The following is a 16,688-nucleotide window of genomic DNA, read 5'->3' on the forward strand; positions in this document are numbered from 1 at the left end:
TGGCGCAGGACTCTTTGTGACTCAGGAGCTCGGACAAAACGGCATGGATATCGCCGCTTATCCTTTTATCCGTGGGCCGGATTGTGGGCGGTTTTACAGATGCCTTCCAGTGCCGCGACCTCCACCATGGCATGGGTCAGCATACCAAGCTCTTCATCGCTGATGCAGTAAGGTGGCATCACGTAAATCAGTTTGCCAAAGGGGCGAACCCAGACGCCACGCTCGGCAAAAGCCTTGAGCGCAAAGGCCGTGTCCACGGTTTGCACCATTTCAATCACCCCCACTGCGCCGAGCACCCGTACATCGGCCACCTGTGGCAAGCTTCTGGCGACTTCAAGTGCCTCAGTCAGCCTGGCTTCAATGTTGGCCACCTGTGATTGCCAGTGGTTTTCGGCAAAAAGCGCAAGGCTTGCGCTAGCCGCCGCGCAGGCGAGCGGATTGGCCATAAAGGTGGGACCGTGCATAAACACACCGGCAGGGGAGTTCGATATACCTGCGGCGACTTCATCTGTGCACAGGGTCGCTGCGAGGCTCAGCATGCCGCCGGTGAGCGCCTTGCCAAGGCACAGTAAATCCGGTGCTATGCCCGCATGCTCGTAGGCAAATGCCTTGCCGGTGCGGCCAAAGCCGGTGGCAATCTCATCCAAAATCAGCAGCACCTTATATTCGTCACACAGGGTGCGAATGGCTTTCAGATAATCCGGGCTGTGAAACCGGAGGCCGCCTGCGCCCTGCATAATGGGCTCAATGATAAGTGCGGCGATTTCATGGTGATGGGCGCTTAGCAGTGCGCGCAGCTCAGCAAGGTCTGACTCTTCAACGGCATGGCCAAAACCTGAGGGTGGCGCCTTGGCGAAAATTTGTTTGGGTACCAGATGGCCGAACATGCCGTGCATGCCTGAGTTGGGATCGCAAACGCTGATGGCGGCAAAGGTATCGCCATGATAGCCGCCGAGTACCGTCAGCAGCTTGTGCTTTTGTGGCTCGCTTCTGCCTTGCCAGTACTGAATCGCCATTTTGAGTGCTACTTCCACCGCCACCGAGCCGGAATCGGCATAAAACACCTTGGTCAGGCCGGGGTGAACGAGCTTAAGCAGCGCCTTGCCGAGGTCAGTGGCGGGCTCATGGGTGAGACCGCCAAACATCACATGGCTGAGCCTGGCGGCCTGAGTTTTCACCGCGTCAATCAGGGCAGGGTGCCCATAACCATGAATGGCCGACCACCAGGAGGAAGTGCCATCAACCAGCTCACTGCCATCTTCCAGCGTCAGGCGGCAGCCGGCAGCGCTTTTCACTCCCAGCACAGGCAAAGGCGATGCCATGGAGGTATAGGGATGCCAGAGGTGGTTACGGTCAAACTCGAAATCTATGCTCATTAAGTGTGCTCAATATTTAATCACCAGTAAACCTTGCCAACTGGTTGGCGTTGACAGTGTAAGGGCCAGCGCTATCCTAGCCAACAGAAAACATTAATTGGGGTAATACCATGTCATCCTTTGCCGTTCGCCACGACTGGAGCCGTCAGGAAGTCGAGGCGCTGTTTGCACTGCCAATGAACGATCTGCTGTTTCGTGCCCACAGCATACACCGCGAAGTGTTCGATCCCAATGAGGTACAGATAAGCCGCTTGCTGTCGATTAAAACCGGCGCTTGCCCTGAGGATTGCAAATACTGTCCTCAGAGCGCCCGCTATGACACTGGCCTTGAAAAAGAGCGCCTGCTTGAGATTGAGAAGGTACTGACCGAAGCCCGCGCCGCCAAAGACGCCGGTGCCACCCGTTTCTGCATGGGCGCCGCCTGGCGAAATCCCCATGAGCGAGATATGCCGTATCTTACTGATATGGTAAAAGAAGTGAAATCCATGGGGCTGGAAACCTGCATGACTCTGGGCATGCTCTCAGCCCATCAGGCCAATCAGCTTGCCGAAGCCGGACTGGATTATTACAACCATAACCTGGATACCTCGCCGGAATTTTATGGCGATATCATCACCACCCGTACCTATCAGGACAGGCTGGACACCCTCTCCAACGTGCGTGCGGCGGGGATGAAGGTGTGTTCAGGAGGTATTGTCGGCATGGGCGAACAGGCCACCGACCGTGCAGGTTTGTTGCAGCAACTGGCAAACCTCGAGCAGCATCCCGACTCTGTACCCATCAATATGTTGGTGAAGGTGACTGGCACACCGCTGGACAGTGTGGATGATTTGGATCCGCTTGAGTTTGTGCGCACCATCGCCGTGGCCCGAATTTTGATGCCGCTTTCAAGGGTACGCTTGTCGGCTGGTCGCGAGAATATGAGCGATGAGCTGCAGGCCATGTGTTTCTTTGCCGGTGCCAACTCGATTTTCTACGGCTGTAAGCTGCTGACCACGCCAAACCCCGAAGAAAATGACGATATGAGCCTGTTCCGCCGCTTGGGCCTCAAGCCTGAACAAGGCAAGGCGGCCATTGTCGAAGAAGATGCCGCCGTGGTGGCGCGCGCCGCCAGGGAACAAAAGGCTGACGGCACAGCTACCGCCAAGCCGCTTTTTTACGACGCGGCCAACTAAGCCGGGTTTGACTGAGATGAATCGGTTGCTGCATCGCCTGGCAGACGCCAGAGTGAAAGCCGAGTCAGCAGGGCTTTGGCGTCGCCGCCAGTGCCACAGCCCGGCCCTGATGGATTTTTCCGCCAACGATTATCTGGGACTCGCGCGGGATGAACGTATGGCAGCGGCGCTGGCGGAGGGGGCCCGTCGTTATGGCGTTGGCAGCGGTGCATCGCCACTGGTGAGTGGTTATTCCGAGGCTCATGCATCGCTGGAGACGGCGCTTTGCGAAGCAACGGGCCATGAAGCAGCGCTGCTCTTTTGCTCGGGCTTTGCCGCGAACCTTGCCCTTTGTCATGCCCTGTTTGACCGTACTGATACTCTGGTGGCCGATAAACTCATTCATGCCTCCATGATTGATGGCATTCTTGGCAGTGGTGCCAGCCTCAAGCGTTATCCCCATTGTGACCTCAGCGGTGCGGCGCGCCTGATAGCGAAGTTCCCGGGCACGGCGCTCCTCACCGAGAGTATTTTCAGCATGGATGGCGACCTGGCGCCGCTTGCTGAGCTTTCAAATCTGTGTGAGTCCCATAACAGCTTGTTTATTGTTGACGATGCCCATGGATTTGGCGTTATCGGCGAGCAAGGCATGGGGGCCAGCCGGTTGGATGGGGTGAATATTTCCTTGCAGTTGGTGACCTTTGGCAAGGCACTGGGCTGCCAGGGGGCGGCACTGCTTGGCAGTCAGGCGCTTATTGAGAGTCTGGTGGCAAGCGCCAGACATTATATTTATTCCACGGCCTTATCCCCTGCGCAGGCTTATGCGGCGCGCTTCTCGCTCTCACTGGTGCAGCAGGGCGAACAAAACGCAAAGCTGGCCGCCAATATCCGTCACTTCCTGAATAGCGCCAAAGAAGTCGGCCTTGCTTTACTGCCTTCTCAAAGCCCAATTCAGCTCCTGCCTGTACCTGACGTGCAAGCCTGTTTGATGGCCGCTGATGCCCTGAAAAACCGAGGTTTTTTGGTGGGAGCAATTCGTCCCCCTACAGTACCGGCGCCAAGGCTCAGAATAACCCTGAGTGCAGCCCAGAGTATGCACAGCATAGAGGCGTTGGTAAACGCTCTGGCGGACATTGAAAACGGCTTTGACGTGGCCTTTGAAGAAGGCTCCGTCAAAGGCAGTGACACGCCATGATGACCTTATCGGATGTGGCCGGGCACTTTTCCCGCGCCCATGACTATGACTGCCATAACCAGCTGCAGCGACTGACGGCAGAAAAGCTGCTTGCCAGGGCAACGCTTCAGGGGCATTTACTGGATATTGGCGCAGGCCCCGGTACAGATTTTTCGCTGTTTCCCGTCAAGCGGGTGACCACGGTGGATATTGCGTTTGCCATGTGTCAGCGGCTAAGAAGTCTTTATCCATCCTACGGGGCCGTTTGCGCCGATGCTGCCACGTTGCCGTTTTCCAGTGGCTGCTTCGACAGTCTCTATTCCAATCTGGCGCTGCAGTGGTGTCCTGATTTTGCCGGGGCGGTTGATGAAGCTGCGCGGGTACTTAAGCCCGGAGGCCGCGGCCACTTTGCCATGGTGTGCGACGGCGCCTTGCCAGAGCTTGAAGCGTTGGGGTTTTGTGTGAATCACTTTGCGCCAGCGTCCCAAATGGTGGCGGCCTTCAGCGAACATGACTGGTGCGAGTTATCCATCGAGGTGGCGACAGAAACACTCCATTTTGATGATTTGCGGACACTGCTCTATTCCATTAAAGGGGTAGGTGCCAGCGCCCGCCATGGCGCGGGGCAGGCAAAGGTCCTTCGTGGTCGCGCTGACTGGCTGGCGCGGGTGGATAACGCCGAACGCATGAGAACGCCTAAGGGCTTGCCGCTGAGCTATGAGATTTTGTATGTCAGTGCGCTAAAGCGAGGAGCAACCACATGATGTATTTTGTGACAGGTACCGACACGGACTGCGGTAAATCCTTTATCTCGGCCGCCTTGCTGTCTGCAGTGACCAATCAGAGGCCTGCTGCATGTACGCTTGGCATTAAACCTGTAGCGTCGGGCTGCCGGGTTACCGAATCTGGCCTCAGAAACCCGGACGCTGAGCTGTTAATGGCCCACAGCAGCGACAAACTGGACTATCACAGTGTCAACCCCATCGCCTTTGAGCCCGCTATCGCGCCGCATATTGCTGCCGCGAATGTGGGGGTGGATTTAAGCCCTGAGGCCATCATGGCCAAACTCGATTTGGCCCGCATGAAAGCCGCCGACTTCTGTTTGATTGAAGGCGCCGGTGGCTGGCGCCTGCCCCTTGGTAATGGGCGGTTTATGCCGGAGATGGTGCAGGCACTCGAGTTGCCGGTTGTCCTGGTAGTGGGAATGAAGCTTGGCTGCCTGAACCACGCCATGCTGACCCAGGAAGCCATTAAGGCCGACGGTCTGCGTATTGCCGGCTGGGTTGCCAATCGGATTGATCCTGAAATGGCCTGCTATGAAGAGAATCTGGCGACGCTGATGTCTGTGATGGATGCGCCGTTTCTTGGCGCCGTGCCTTATATGTCCTCGGCCAGACCTGCCGATGCGGCTGGGTTTATCAAGCTTAGCCCTCTCTTTTGAGCTTTGAGCGCAAATATGAGCGTAGCTATGAGCGCAACAATGAGTGCAACAATGAGCACAACAATGAGCGCAAAACCGACTGAAAATAAGTGTCGGCTTTAACCAGCCAGGTTGCAGCAAATTGGTTTGAGTGAAATAAAAAGGTCGCCTGATGGCGACCTTTTTATGTGTGATGCGATTACAACAGTTCGCTGAGATCGGCCCCGGCAGCGATGGGGGATTTTTGCACGCTGCCTTTAAAGAAGTAGGCTTCCTTATCGCCCAATAAGGTCAGCTTGTCGCCATGGCGATAGAGGGCGCTGCCTTCCTGAATGCCCACCACAGGTGTCAGCGGGTCGACCATGGTGAATTCCAGCAGACGCTGGGCACGGGTCTCTCCGTTATGGCCGGGAGCCTGATAGTCGGTGTAATGGGGATTAAGCTGAAACGGCAACAAACCCAGTGCCGTGAAAGAGGGCGGCTCTATGATAGGCATGTCGTTGGTGGTGCGGATGGATAAGCCGGCGATGTTGGAGCCCGCGGACCAGCCCACATAGGGCTTACCGGCTTCAACCTGCTCACGAATGACAAACAACAAGTCGTAGCGGTAAAGCTCGTGCAACAAATGGAAGGTATTGCCACCGCCCACAAAAATGCCATCGGCATCGCGGATTGCCTGACGGGGATCGGCGTGTTCATGGATACCACTGATGTTGATATTAAGGCTACGCAGGCCCTCGCGAACCTTTTCAAGGTACACATCATAGCCCATGCTGATGCCCGCATAGGGGATAAACACCCAATTGCGCGCTTCCTGCGTCAGGGGGGCGATAAAAGGCAAGGTGTGTTCAAGATAGGCGGTATCGCCAACGCGGGAAGCGCTGAGCAGCAGGGCGCTGATGGTCATGGGATTTCCTGATCCTTTGAGGTCGTTATTGATTTTATGGCTTCTGTTTAATTGAGGCTTTTCGAGCCTGAGGTAGCTAATGTTAACAAAGATTCATGGTGATAAACATCTAAATGGCAAGCCATTGTCAGAGGGGCTCCAGTGCACTGTTAATCTTAAGATTTGCTTAAGAAATCCCACATAGACTGCCGCCATATGTTCCGACAGGGGATTTGGACTTTTTCACCAGTGTACCCTTGAAAATCGAATATTAAGACATATTATGTCCCTTGTGAGTGTGAATGGGCGATTTGCCCGATAAAGGAGCTGAAATGAAACGTGTATTTCTTTTCCTGTTGACCAACCTGGCGGTGCTGCTGGTTGCGTCGATAGTGATGTCTATTCTGGGCGTTGATACTCGCTCCATGAGTGGGCTCTTGGTATTTGCTGCAATCTTTGGTTTTGGTGGCGCCTTTTTCTCGCTGGCCATTTCCAAGTGGATGGCAAAAAAATCCATGGGTTGTGAAGTGATCACAACGCCCCGTGATGCCACCGAAAAATGGCTTATCGATACGGTTGCCCGCCAGGCGCAGCAAGCCGGCATCAAGATGCCAGAAGTGGCTATCTACAATTCTCCAGAAATGAATGCCTTTGCCACAGGCCCAAGCAAAAACAACTCACTGGTTGCCGTGAGCACCGGCCTGCTTTACGGCATGACACAGGATGAGGTGGAAGGGGTGCTTGCCCACGAGGTGAGCCACGTGGCCAATGGTGACATGGTAACCCTGACCCTTATTCAGGGCGTGGTGAACACCTTTGTTATCTTCGCCGCCCGCGTTGTTGCAGGTATTATCAATAACTTCTTCTCCAGTGATGAAGAGGGTGAAGGTCTGGGTACTTTTGCCTACATCGCAGTGGTGTTCGTGCTGGAAATGCTGTTTGGTATTTTGGCGTCTATCGTGGTTGCTTACTTCTCGCGTATCCGTGAGTACCGCGCCGATGAAGGCGGTGCCAAATTGGCGGGACGTCACAAGATGGTTGCTGCACTTGAGCGTCTGCGTTCCGGTCCTGAGACAGGTGCCATGCCAGCCCAGATGGCGGCGTTTGGTATCAACGGCAAGCGTTCAATCGGCGAATTGCTGATGAGCCATCCGCCGCTGGAAAAACGCATTGAAGCACTGAAAGCTCAGTAATTAAAAAAGAGGTCTTCGGACCTCTTTTTTATTATCAGTGGTAGGTCGCATTTGACGAAAACGCTTTTTACGTTATGTTAGTAAAGCGGGATAGCATGTTGTTATGGTGTAAAAATCCATTTCTCGCAGTCAGTTACATGATTCAGCGCACATTTTGTCGCTCCCTGAGTTGTTACACTGAACCAAAGTGAAATCTGGGCCGTGCTGGCCGAGACATCAAAATTGAGAACGTCGTGCTAAGACCTGGACGGCTCGATGGAAGTCGATTTAAACAAGAACTTCCACAACGCTGTCCCTAATGGAGGATACCATTGTGAGTAAAACACTCTTGAGCGCCATTTTCGGTGCCGCCTTTGCAGCCCTGGCCCTGACTCCCGCAGCATTCGCCGGTGATCAGACTCTGGCTGAGTTCCACGTTGAAAACGGTGGTTGTGATTCTTGCCACAAGGACGAGTCTCCTTCGGCTGACGGCGCCTATGAATTCGAACAATGCCAAAGCTGCCACGGCACACTGGCGGAAATGGACGATGTACACAAGCCACACGATGGCAATCTGGTATGTGCTGACTGTCACGCACCACACGACAACAACGTGGGCCAGAAGCCTACCTGTGAATCCTGCCATGATGATGGCCGTACCGCAGACAGCGTACTGAAAAAGTAAGCTCGTTGATGTAAAAAAGCCGGCAATTGCCGGCTTTTTTTGTGCTTGGCGATATGTGCAGCTTAGGGTAGTTTTACAGCAAGGGCTATTTCAAGGACGTTCCCATGGTGCATAAAGGATTATTCGTAGTGCTGTTGACGCTGATTGTCATGTTAAGCGGTTGCAGTCAGACAAGGCATATGAACAGTGTCGACGCTACCCCAATCCCAATCAATAAGTCACTTTATCCCGAGGAATTCGCTGCCAACGTCAGCAGCTATGCGAGCCTGTTTACTCTGTCGCCAGCCCAATACGATGATATCGAAAGGTTTATCCAAAGGCCTGATATTGCACCATTAGCTCCTTTTCTTCAGGTGCAGCGTTATTTAGTTGATACCTTGACGGACTTTCACTACGAAGGCCAAAGTCTGAATGCTGCAGACGCCTTGATGCTCAACAGTGGCAATTGTATGAGTATGGCAGCGGTCAGCTATGCCGTATCCAAAGCATTAAAGGTACCGATACAGTTTCAGATGGTGCAAAGCGAGCCTGTGCTGCTGGATGTAACCAATAACACGATGATCATTTCCGATCATGTTCGAACGCTGCTATATAACGCCCCCGAAGATGCTGAGTTTCTGAGTCCTTACTGGGGAGGTCATCAGTTTGTCACGATTGACTACTTTCCCAGTGCAACCAGTCTTGCCGGTAGATTGGTAGACGCCGCCACTTTTGTTGCCATGTTCTACCGAAATTTAGCCTCAGATGCTCTCGTTGAGGGACGTTTGGAAGACGCATATTGGCTCGTCCGTGAAGGGGTTAAGTGGGCGCCTGAGTATGTGCCTCTTCTCAATGTGGCTGCAATAGTCCATAGACGCAGTGGAGACTGGCGTTCTGCTGAAGCGCTTTATCAGCATGCATTGGAGATTGAACCCGATAATTTGGCAGTGCTGGATAATTATCGCGCGCTGGCTCAGTTAGAGGGGAATACAGGTTTGGCAGATACGTTGAAGAAGCGTATTGCACAGGTTGAAGATTATCGGGGCTTTGACTTTTATGTACTCGGTCATGAAGCTCTTCAGCAAGGCAACTACAACGAAGCGGAAATGTATTTTTCCAAACTTTTGAAAAACGCGCCTTATTTTCACCCGGGATGGTTCGAACTCGCTAAAGCACAAGCGGTTCAGGGGAAGTTTGATATGGCAAAACAAGCCCTTGAGCAAGCACTGGCACTGTCATCCCGCAGCGAAGACTCACGCCGGTATCAGGCTAAACTCTCGTCATTTAAATAGTCCACTGGCGGCATGTATACAAAGGCGTTGTCGGATAGATGGGTAAAGAATGCAATTTCATTGTGTATTGCAAGGTGCTTCCAGTCATAGTGCCTGACTCACCCCTCGGCTCGCGGGGGCGTCGAACCATGAGCGCACGCATTATGGAAAGCTGCTTCAGTTAATACTAATATTATTGGGATTTAAGATGATTGCTTGGGTCAGATCCTTGGCTGGAGCACTGGGATGCAAGCAGAATAATTGACGGTATGTTACTAAATAAGGGGTAGATACTGCCGTTTAATTGGTGTAACTTGTCTTTGTTCTGCTTGGAGATTAGCGCAGAGCAGGTTTACCCAGAATTAACACGGAGGTTGAGCGTTATGTTCAAGATAATACATTGGATGGTGGTATCTCGTTCACACTTGTTGGGTGATTTACTGGATTGCCGCTGGCCGCAGGAGTTTTTGGTCAAGCTGACCAAGGCGGCTCCTGAAGAGATGTGCAACAAGTTGCACCTCAGTCAGATCTCACTGGTTGTGATTGATCTGGCATCGGTCGATCTGCAAAAGGCCTATCAGCTGCAGAAGCATATCGAAAGGGAATATTCGTCCATTAAGGTGGTATTTCTCCACTTTCCCCGTCAAACCGATGCGCGTTTCCTCGTTAATCAATCCGTCACCGCGGGCGTGTTTTTCTTTGACGCCAGCCTTGCCGAGATAGGTGAAGGCCTTGGCGAAGTCCTGAAAGGTCGCAGCCATATCCCGGCACAGTTACTGCGAAGCAGCAATGGTGATGACTACGAGGAAGACAGTGAGAAACTGACCATCCGTGAGCGTGAAGTGCTGCAGGCACTCTTGTCGGGCAGCACCAACCTCGACATCGCCAACCGGCTGTTCGTCAGTGAAAGCACCATCAAGACTCACCTTTACCGTGCTTTTCGCAAGATTGGGGTCTCCAGTCGTGGCCAGGCCATTGCCTGGGCTCAAACCCATTTGCACGAAGTGCATGTTTGATGGCATCAAGCTGAGTCAGCAATGCTGGTGAGTAATAAAAAAGGCGTCTGTGACGCCTTTTTTATTGGATGAAACCCGGTTACCCGAGCCAGGCCGTTATTGCCTTGGCATCTTCCAGATGCAGTGACACAGTATCCAGCGGTGCTGCCTGAAGCCTTAAGGTGGTAGTCATCAGCTCATCGCGGCGGAAAAAGTGCAGCGACAGCTCATCGCCTTCGTTGTAACTGTTGAGCACGCCTTCAAGATTGGCACTGGCCTGAAGCCCATCTATGGCTATCAATAAATCACCGGCCGACAAACCGGCAAGATGCGCACTGCCGGACTCTGCCACTGTCTGAATTCTCACCCCCAAGGTTTCGGCCTTGTATTTGGCGCCCAGAGACAGGGTTAGTGCTGATGGATTGCCACCACCAGTGTCGTTTTGACCACTGGCGGCTCTTAGCTCCATGCGGACACCAAACCCGGCAAGCAGGGGCGCGAGAGGCAAGTCGTCTGTGTTATCCAGATAAGCGAAAATATCGCTCACATCACGGCCAAGAAGCTCTGCCACCAGGGCCTGATGGCTATCTTCGTCTGTCCCTTTGCCTGTCAGACCAAAACGCTCCCATAACAGGCGCATCAGGGAGTCCAGGCTCTCTTTACCTGCGGTTTCCTTTCGGATGACGAGGTCGAGGTAGAGTCCAAACAGCGCCCCCTTGGTGTAGTAACTCACGATGGCGTTTTGGGCATTCTCATCCTGCTTGTAAAACTTGGTCCAGGCATTAAAGCTTGATTCTCTGAGGCTTTGCTTGAAACGACCGACACCCCGGTATACCCGGGTCATGGTTTCACTGAGCATGTCCAAATAGGTTTCGGTATCGACTTTGCCTGCTTTGAATGTCAGCAGGTCGTCATAGTAGGACGTTAATCCTTCGTATGCCCACAGTTGCCGGGTGTAGCTCTCGCTCTCCAGGGCGTAGGGGATGAAAGATGCGGGTTTGATGCGTTTAACGTTCCAGCTGTGGAAATACTCATGGCTGCACAGGGATAAGTAAGTGCGGTAGTCCTTATTTACCTTGGCGCTCATGGACAGTGGCAGATCTTTGCGTGAGCACACCAGCGCCGTGGAGCTTCGGTGTTCAAGCCCGCCGAACCCATTGTCCAGCACCATGGTCATAAACAGGTATTCATCGAAGGGGGCCGGAGCGCCAAACAGCTTGATTTGGGTCTCGCAGATAGCTTTTAAATCCTGGCACAGGCGGTCCATATCGCAGCGATGACGGCCGGTCAGCACTATGTGGTGTGGCACTCCGCAGGCTTCAAAACTCGCCAGGGTAAAGTCGCCCATTTCCACCGGGTGGTCGATAAGGGCGTCATAGTTTTCGGCTTCGAAGGCGCCAAACTGCCAGGCATCCCCTCCACGCCTTGGCAGGGTCGTCGCCACTCGCCAATGGTTGAGAGCAACCTCGGTCGGGGCCTTAATCTCAACCCAGAGGGGGCTGTCGGTTTGGCCTTCCACAGCCAAAAACACGCTGGAGCCGTTGAAAAAGCCATGGGTCATATCCAGATGGGCACTGCGTACCGACAGGTCGAAAGCATATACCTGATAGCAAAGCTTAAGTGGTTCAGTGGTACTGTTTTGCGCCTGCCAGCGCTGTTTGTCGAGCTGGGTCAGGGCAACGGGGTTACCGGATTGCGAGGCTTTGAGGCCAATCAGATTACGGGCAAAATCGCGCACCATATACGAGCCCGGGATCCAGGCCGGTAAAGAGAAAACTTGGTTAACACTTGGGTTTGGGATCTCCAGATTGACCTCAAACAGATGGGCCTTGGGATCACTTGGAACAATGCTGTAGCGGATCATAATGGTTCCTGAAATCAACTTTGAAGGCATGCTGCCAAAATCCTGCCCGGTTGGCAAAGGGAGTTGGCAACGGGCGTGGGCTTTTCCCTTACCCAAATGCCCTTGGCCTTGCTATGATAAGCCCATTGAATTCAAGGCAGAAAGCCAGTCACTTTTCCTCAGGAATAGATAGCCAACCCTGACAGCATATGGAGTTCACCATGGCCGAAGAAACCATTTTCAGCAAGATAATCCGCCGCGAAATCCCCGCCGATATCCTGTATCAGGATGAGCTGGTCACGGCGTTTCGTGATATCGCCCCCAAGGCGCCGACCCATGTGTTGATAGTGCCCAATCATCTTATTCCCACAGCCAACGATGTGAAGGCATCGGATGAACTGGCGCTTGGGCGCATGTTTACTGTGGCTGCCAAATTGGCAGATGAAGCCGGTATCGCCAAAGATGGTTATCGACTCATCATGAACTGCAACAGTCATGGCGGTCAGGAGGTGTACCACATCCATATGCACCTGGTGGGCGGCGAGCCGTTGGGCCCCATGCTGGCCCAGCGCTGATCGGCGGTGCTATGAAAGTTAATCCGGATTTTTTTGAGCTTACGCCCCTGGCGCAACGCTTCGTCAGCCAGTTGGCCCAGTGTCGGCGTCTTGGTATCAAGGTGCACGAAGGCAGTGAGCATCATGTACTTTTGGAGCTGCCCTACAGTCAGGCGCTGATTGGCTACCCTGACACCGGGGTAATCCACGGTGGGGTAATAACCACCCTGATAGACACCGCCAGCGGCACAGCCGTGGTCTGTGCCATTCAGGAGAAGTTCCAAACCCTTGAAATTTCGCCCACCCTGGATTTGCGGGTCGACTATATGCGTCCTGCCGAACCCGGCAAGAGTGTGTACGCCTTTGCCGAGTGCTACCGCTTATCATCCAACATCGCCTTTACCCGCGCCATTGCCTATCAGGACAGCATAGATGAACCCATTGCCCACGCGGTTGGCTCCTTTATGCGGATAAGCCCTGAAATGGTGGGGGAGACCTTCCGCAATGCGCTCTTGGAAGACAACGTCATCCTTGGTCCTGTGGTGACTGAGCTTGCCCATTGTCCCGACGAGGCCCAAAGTCCAAAACCCATGGATGTGAAGGAAATCGTGCGCCGGGTAGCCGAGCTCAATGACTTCGGTCACCTGTTGGAGCAGGTGCCCTATGCCCGTTTCATCGGTATGGAAGTGGAGCGATTCGGCGATGAGCTGGTTTGCCGCTTGCCCTCACGGGACGCCAATATTGGCAACCCCGTATTGCCCGCTATCCATGGTGGGGTAATTGCCGGCTTTATGGAAATGTCAGCAATTGTGCAGTTAATGGTGTTTATGCAAACATCCAGAGTGCCTAAAGTCGTCGACTTTTCAATTGATTACCTTAGGGCAGGCTTGCATAAAGATACCTTTGCCGAGTGTATTATCACCCGGCAGGGAAGGCGGGTCGCCAATGTGAATATCAGTTGCTGGCAGACCAATCGCAAACAGCTGATAGCCACGGCCAGGGCGCACTTTCTGATTGATTAAGGTGATTGATTGATGGTGACGTCTTTGCTTTGACTGCAATCAGCGGGCATTCAGCAAAACGTGGCTACACTGGCGAGGATGACACAGGTTTCCCATGCTCAATTGGGTCTGAATCTTAATGGCACAGGCGCTGCGCATGGTTCGCAAAACAGGAGGTTTTATGAAGATTGCACAGCTGGTTTTACTGGTTGTAATGGTGATGGTTGCCGGCGGCTGCGCCAAACATACCGCAGGGATTGCGGCATCTTCTTCGGGGGATATTCGGGTAGATAACAGCACCTTTGGGCGCGAGGTTTCCGTGGGCGAGCTTAAAATGAGCAGCAGCGGTGATTTACTCAAAGCACATGCGCTTATTCAAAGCCGGGTGGCTACCGATCTGAGGCTCCAATATCGCTTCACCTGGTACGATACCCAGGGGCTGGTGATTGATGGAGAAGGGCAGAGCTGGCAATCCCTTAAGCTCCACGGCATGCAACAGATGCAAGTCAGCTCGGCGGCGCCCAATCCCTCCGCCAGCCGCGTTGAGGTCTACGTTCGCAAGGCGTTTTCCAACTAGGCCACATTGGCGCTGATTGCTAATGATTAAACACCGGCATAGCCGGTGTTTTTGTGGGGGCCAGGCTTCATCGACGGCACTGTTTACTCCCATTGCCCGTAGCACAGACGTCTGAAATATGGCGTCTGTCACCCCGGTGAAAATTTCCACCTTTGGTTTGCAACAAAAGTATCATCCTTGCGGGATATGGGCGTATAATTGGCCGCGCCATGGGGTGTCTGCCGTATGCAGACTGAGATGTTTTCGGACAAACCCTTAGAACCTGATCCGGCTGATACCGGCGTAGGAATGGGCTGATACTGCAAATTTATTGCCACTCCGAGCTTGCCGGATCTCATACAAATTTTGTTGAGGTCCAAATGTTTACTAAATCCCGTATTCCCCTGTTTGCCCTTGCACCCGTGTCTTTGGCGGTGTGTTCGTCGCTGGCCTTTGCTGCCAATGGCAATCCCACTCCAGCCAGCGAAGAAGACCCCATGGAAGTGATGCTGGTGACGGCCGATTTCCGGGGACTCTCGGTTGAAAAAATTCCCTCCAGCGTTACCGTGATTGATGCCCAGAAGATAGAAGACGAAGGGGCGCGGCACTTTGAAGACATTCTGGGCTCTGTGGCCAATTTCAACTGGTCCGGTGGCACCTCAAGACCCCGTTATTTTCAGATCCGCGGGGTAGGCGAGCAGGAAGACTATAAGGGCGCGCCCAATTCCTCCGTTGGCTATTTGATTGATGATATCGACCTGTCGGGGTTGGGCATGGTGTCCAGCATGTACGACCTGCAACAGGTGGAAGTTCTTCGCGGCCCTCAGGGAACCCGCTATGGCGCCAATGCGCTGGCAGGTCTTATTTATCTTAAGAGCAAGGATCCCACAGAGCAGTTTGAGCACGGAGCACAGCTTAGCCTCGGCAATGACAATCTCAGAACCTTCGCCGGTTTCAGCTCCGGTCCCATGATGGACTCGGGAGAACTTCTGTACCGTGTCGCCATTGAGCAGCACCGCCAGGATGGCTTTCGTGACAACCTGTATCTCGGCCGCTCAGATACCAACGAGCGTGATGAGCTGAGCTTCAGAACCAAGCTGCGTTGGTATGCCAACGACAATACCCAGGTTGACTTCACCCTGATGCACGCCGACTTTGATAATGGTTACGATGCCTGGACACTGGATAACAACGGTTTTAATACCCTGACCGATATGCCGGGCACCGATGCCCAGCGCACCACGGGTGTGGGGTTGAAGGTGCTGTACGATGGCTTTGATAAAGCCGAGTTGACGTCGCTGACCAGTTTTGCCGGTACTGATCATCATCACGGCTACGATGGCGACTGGGCAAACCCGGAATATTGGGCCGCACGCCAGTGCACTGATGATTACGATGTCAACGGTAATGGTGATTATGCAGAGCTCCTGCCCTGCGAATACGATTACACCTGGGACAAGCGAGGCGAACGCAGCACTGTGTCCCAGGAGTTCCGTTTGGCCAGCAACGAGGCGGGCAAGATTTGGGGTGACAGCACCGCCTGGCTCGTTGGCCTGTATGGTATGCAGCTTAAGGAAGACAACGACCTTGCTTCTTTTTACAACGGTTGGCCAGATGAAGCGCTGCGCTCCAGCTACGACGCGACCAACCTTGCCATCTTTGGTCAGCTCGACAGTGACCTCGGTCAGAACATAAACCTGTCGGTGGGACTGCGCCTTGAGCGCCGGGACGCTGATTACAGCGATGATGCAGGGGATGCCTTCGACCCATCTGAAACCATGTGGGGTGGCCATATTGCCATTGGCAAACAGCTCAATGAGCAGCATAACCTCTACGGCCGCATTGCCCGCGGTTACAAGGCGGGCGGCTTTAACATGTCGTTGCCTGCCGAGTTTGCCGATAAGAAAGAGTTCGATACCGAGGTGCTCTACAACTACGAAATTGGCCTTAAATCCAGCTTCCTGGAAGGCAACTTCGACACCAATCTGGCGCTGTTCTTTATGGACAGACAGGATCAGCAAGTGTCTGCTTCCCAACAAGACCCGGCCAAGCCACAGCGTTTCGTTCTCTTTACCGAAAATGCGGGCAGCTCAACCAACTACGGTGCCGAGCTTGACCTTAACTGGTACGCCACCGATAACCTGCATTTCTACGGCAGCCTTGGCTATCTCAAGGCCGAGTACGGCGATTACAGCTATCAGGATAAATATGGCAGTCTGGTTGACCTCTCTGGTCGCGAGCTCGCCCACGCCCCCAATTGGACCTGGTCACTGGGCACCACCTGGCGCGCCGACTCTGGCTTTTTTGCCAACCTCAATGCCAATGGCAAGAGCAAGTTCTACTATTCAGACTCCAACGACTCAGTTTCCAAAGACTATGCGGTGCTCAATGCCCGCGCAGGCTACGAAGGTGATATCTGGTCTGTGTATGTGTGGGGCCGCAATCTGTTGGATGAAGAATATGGTGTCCGGGGATTTTATTTTGGCAATGAGCCCGATAATGGCTGGGCGGATAAGCAATATATCCGCTTTGGCGACCCCCAAGCCTTTGGCCTGACACTGGATGTGCGCTTCCTGTAATTGAGCTGACAGGCGCCGGGTGTGCTTGGTGCACGCCCGGCGC

Annotated in this window: 15 protein-coding genes and 1 riboswitch; of the genes, 12 read left to right on the forward strand and 3 right to left on the reverse strand. The window is 53.6% G+C overall.

All coding sequences use genetic code 11. The features are described 5' to 3' along the window. Positions 1-65: 65 nt before the first annotated feature. The gene (gene bioA, locus JQC75_RS07055; RefSeq protein WP_203326719.1) at positions 66-1,376 is read right to left on the reverse strand and encodes an adenosylmethionine--8-amino-7-oxononanoate transaminase; all 1,311 of its coding nucleotides are present in this window, start codon (positions 1,374-1,376) and stop codon (positions 66-68) included. A 110-nt stretch (positions 1,377-1,486) separates the two neighbouring features. On the opposite strand from bioA, the gene bioB reads away from it, so the two are divergent. Genes bioB through bioD form a run of 4 tightly spaced genes read left to right on the forward strand, consistent with a single transcriptional unit; the run spans position 1,487 to position 5,145 of the window. Continuing rightward, a complete protein-coding gene (gene bioB / locus JQC75_RS07060; RefSeq protein WP_203326720.1) occupies positions 1,487-2,551 on the forward strand; it encodes a biotin synthase BioB in 1,065 nt (354 codons plus the stop codon). Between the two features lie 16 nt (positions 2,552-2,567). Next, positions 2,568-3,725, forward strand: a complete 1,158-nt coding sequence (locus JQC75_RS07065; protein ID WP_203326721.1) for an 8-amino-7-oxononanoate synthase — start codon at positions 2,568-2,570, stop codon at positions 3,723-3,725. Continuing rightward, complete coding sequence (locus JQC75_RS07070; protein ID WP_203326722.1) at positions 3,722-4,468, forward strand: methyltransferase domain-containing protein; 747 nt, start codon at positions 3,722-3,724, stop codon at positions 4,466-4,468. Before JQC75_RS07065 ends, JQC75_RS07070 begins: the two co-directional genes overlap by 4 nt. Then, positions 4,468-5,145: a dethiobiotin synthase gene (gene bioD / locus JQC75_RS07075; RefSeq protein WP_203327147.1), complete on the forward strand. Its 678-nt coding sequence runs from the start codon at positions 4,468-4,470 to the stop codon at positions 5,143-5,145. The genes JQC75_RS07070 and bioD overlap by 1 nt, the downstream gene beginning before the upstream one ends. Before the next feature lie 178 nt (positions 5,146-5,323). Here the strand turns inward: bioD and pepE are convergent, their stop codons facing one another. Further along, positions 5,324-6,031, reverse strand: coding sequence for a dipeptidase PepE (gene pepE / locus JQC75_RS07080; protein WP_203326723.1), 708 nt, complete (start codon positions 6,029-6,031; stop codon positions 5,324-5,326). A gap of 311 nt (positions 6,032-6,342) precedes the next feature. Here pepE and htpX point away from each other — a divergent pair, with 311 nt between their 5' ends. From htpX to JQC75_RS07100, 4 genes are all read left to right on the forward strand, one after another. Beyond that, the gene (gene htpX / locus JQC75_RS07085) at positions 6,343-7,203 is read left to right on the forward strand and encodes a protease HtpX (protein ID WP_203326724.1); all 861 of its coding nucleotides are present in this window, start codon (positions 6,343-6,345) and stop codon (positions 7,201-7,203) included. Positions 7,204-7,516: 313 nt separating this feature from the next. Then, complete coding sequence (gene cctA, locus JQC75_RS07090) at positions 7,517-7,867, forward strand: tetraheme c-type cytochrome CctA (protein ID WP_041410235.1); 351 nt, start codon at positions 7,517-7,519, stop codon at positions 7,865-7,867. A gap of 104 nt (positions 7,868-7,971) precedes the next feature. Then, complete coding sequence (locus JQC75_RS07095; protein ID WP_203326725.1) at positions 7,972-9,138, forward strand: tetratricopeptide repeat protein; 1,167 nt, start codon at positions 7,972-7,974, stop codon at positions 9,136-9,138. 362 nt (positions 9,139-9,500) lie between these two features. Further along, positions 9,501-10,133, forward strand: a complete 633-nt coding sequence (locus tag JQC75_RS07100) for a response regulator transcription factor (protein WP_203326726.1) — start codon at positions 9,501-9,503, stop codon at positions 10,131-10,133. A gap of 79 nt (positions 10,134-10,212) precedes the next feature. Here the strand turns inward: JQC75_RS07100 and JQC75_RS07105 are convergent, their stop codons facing one another. Next, positions 10,213-11,976, reverse strand: coding sequence for a M61 family metallopeptidase (locus JQC75_RS07105; RefSeq protein ID WP_203326727.1), 1,764 nt, complete (start codon positions 11,974-11,976; stop codon positions 10,213-10,215). Between the two features lie 200 nt (positions 11,977-12,176). Here JQC75_RS07105 and hinT point away from each other — a divergent pair, with 200 nt between their 5' ends. From hinT to JQC75_RS07125, 4 genes are all read left to right on the forward strand, one after another. Further along, the gene (hinT, locus tag JQC75_RS07110) at positions 12,177-12,530 is read left to right on the forward strand and encodes a purine nucleoside phosphoramidase (RefSeq protein ID WP_011759563.1); all 354 of its coding nucleotides are present in this window, start codon (positions 12,177-12,179) and stop codon (positions 12,528-12,530) included. Between the two features lie 11 nt (positions 12,531-12,541). Continuing rightward, positions 12,542-13,531 carry a PaaI family thioesterase gene (locus JQC75_RS19060; protein ID WP_011759564.1) on the forward strand — a complete coding sequence of 330 codons (990 nt, stop codon included), beginning with the start codon at positions 12,542-12,544 and terminating at the stop codon, positions 13,529-13,531. A 160-nt stretch (positions 13,532-13,691) separates the two neighbouring features. Further along, positions 13,692-14,087 carry a YcfL family putative periplasmic lipoprotein gene (locus JQC75_RS07120; RefSeq protein ID WP_203326728.1) on the forward strand — a complete coding sequence of 132 codons (396 nt, stop codon included), beginning with the start codon at positions 13,692-13,694 and terminating at the stop codon, positions 14,085-14,087. 200 nt (positions 14,088-14,287) lie between these two features. Next, positions 14,288-14,393, forward strand: a riboswitch (TPP riboswitch). A 53-nt stretch (positions 14,394-14,446) separates the two neighbouring features. Next, positions 14,447-16,645, forward strand: a complete 2,199-nt coding sequence (locus JQC75_RS07125; RefSeq protein WP_203326729.1) for a TonB-dependent receptor — start codon at positions 14,447-14,449, stop codon at positions 16,643-16,645. Positions 16,646-16,688 lie beyond the last annotated feature (43 nt).

Source organism: Shewanella litorisediminis (genome assembly GCF_016834455.1).
Taxonomy (GTDB): Bacteria; Pseudomonadota; Gammaproteobacteria; order Enterobacterales; family Shewanellaceae; genus Shewanella; species Shewanella litorisediminis.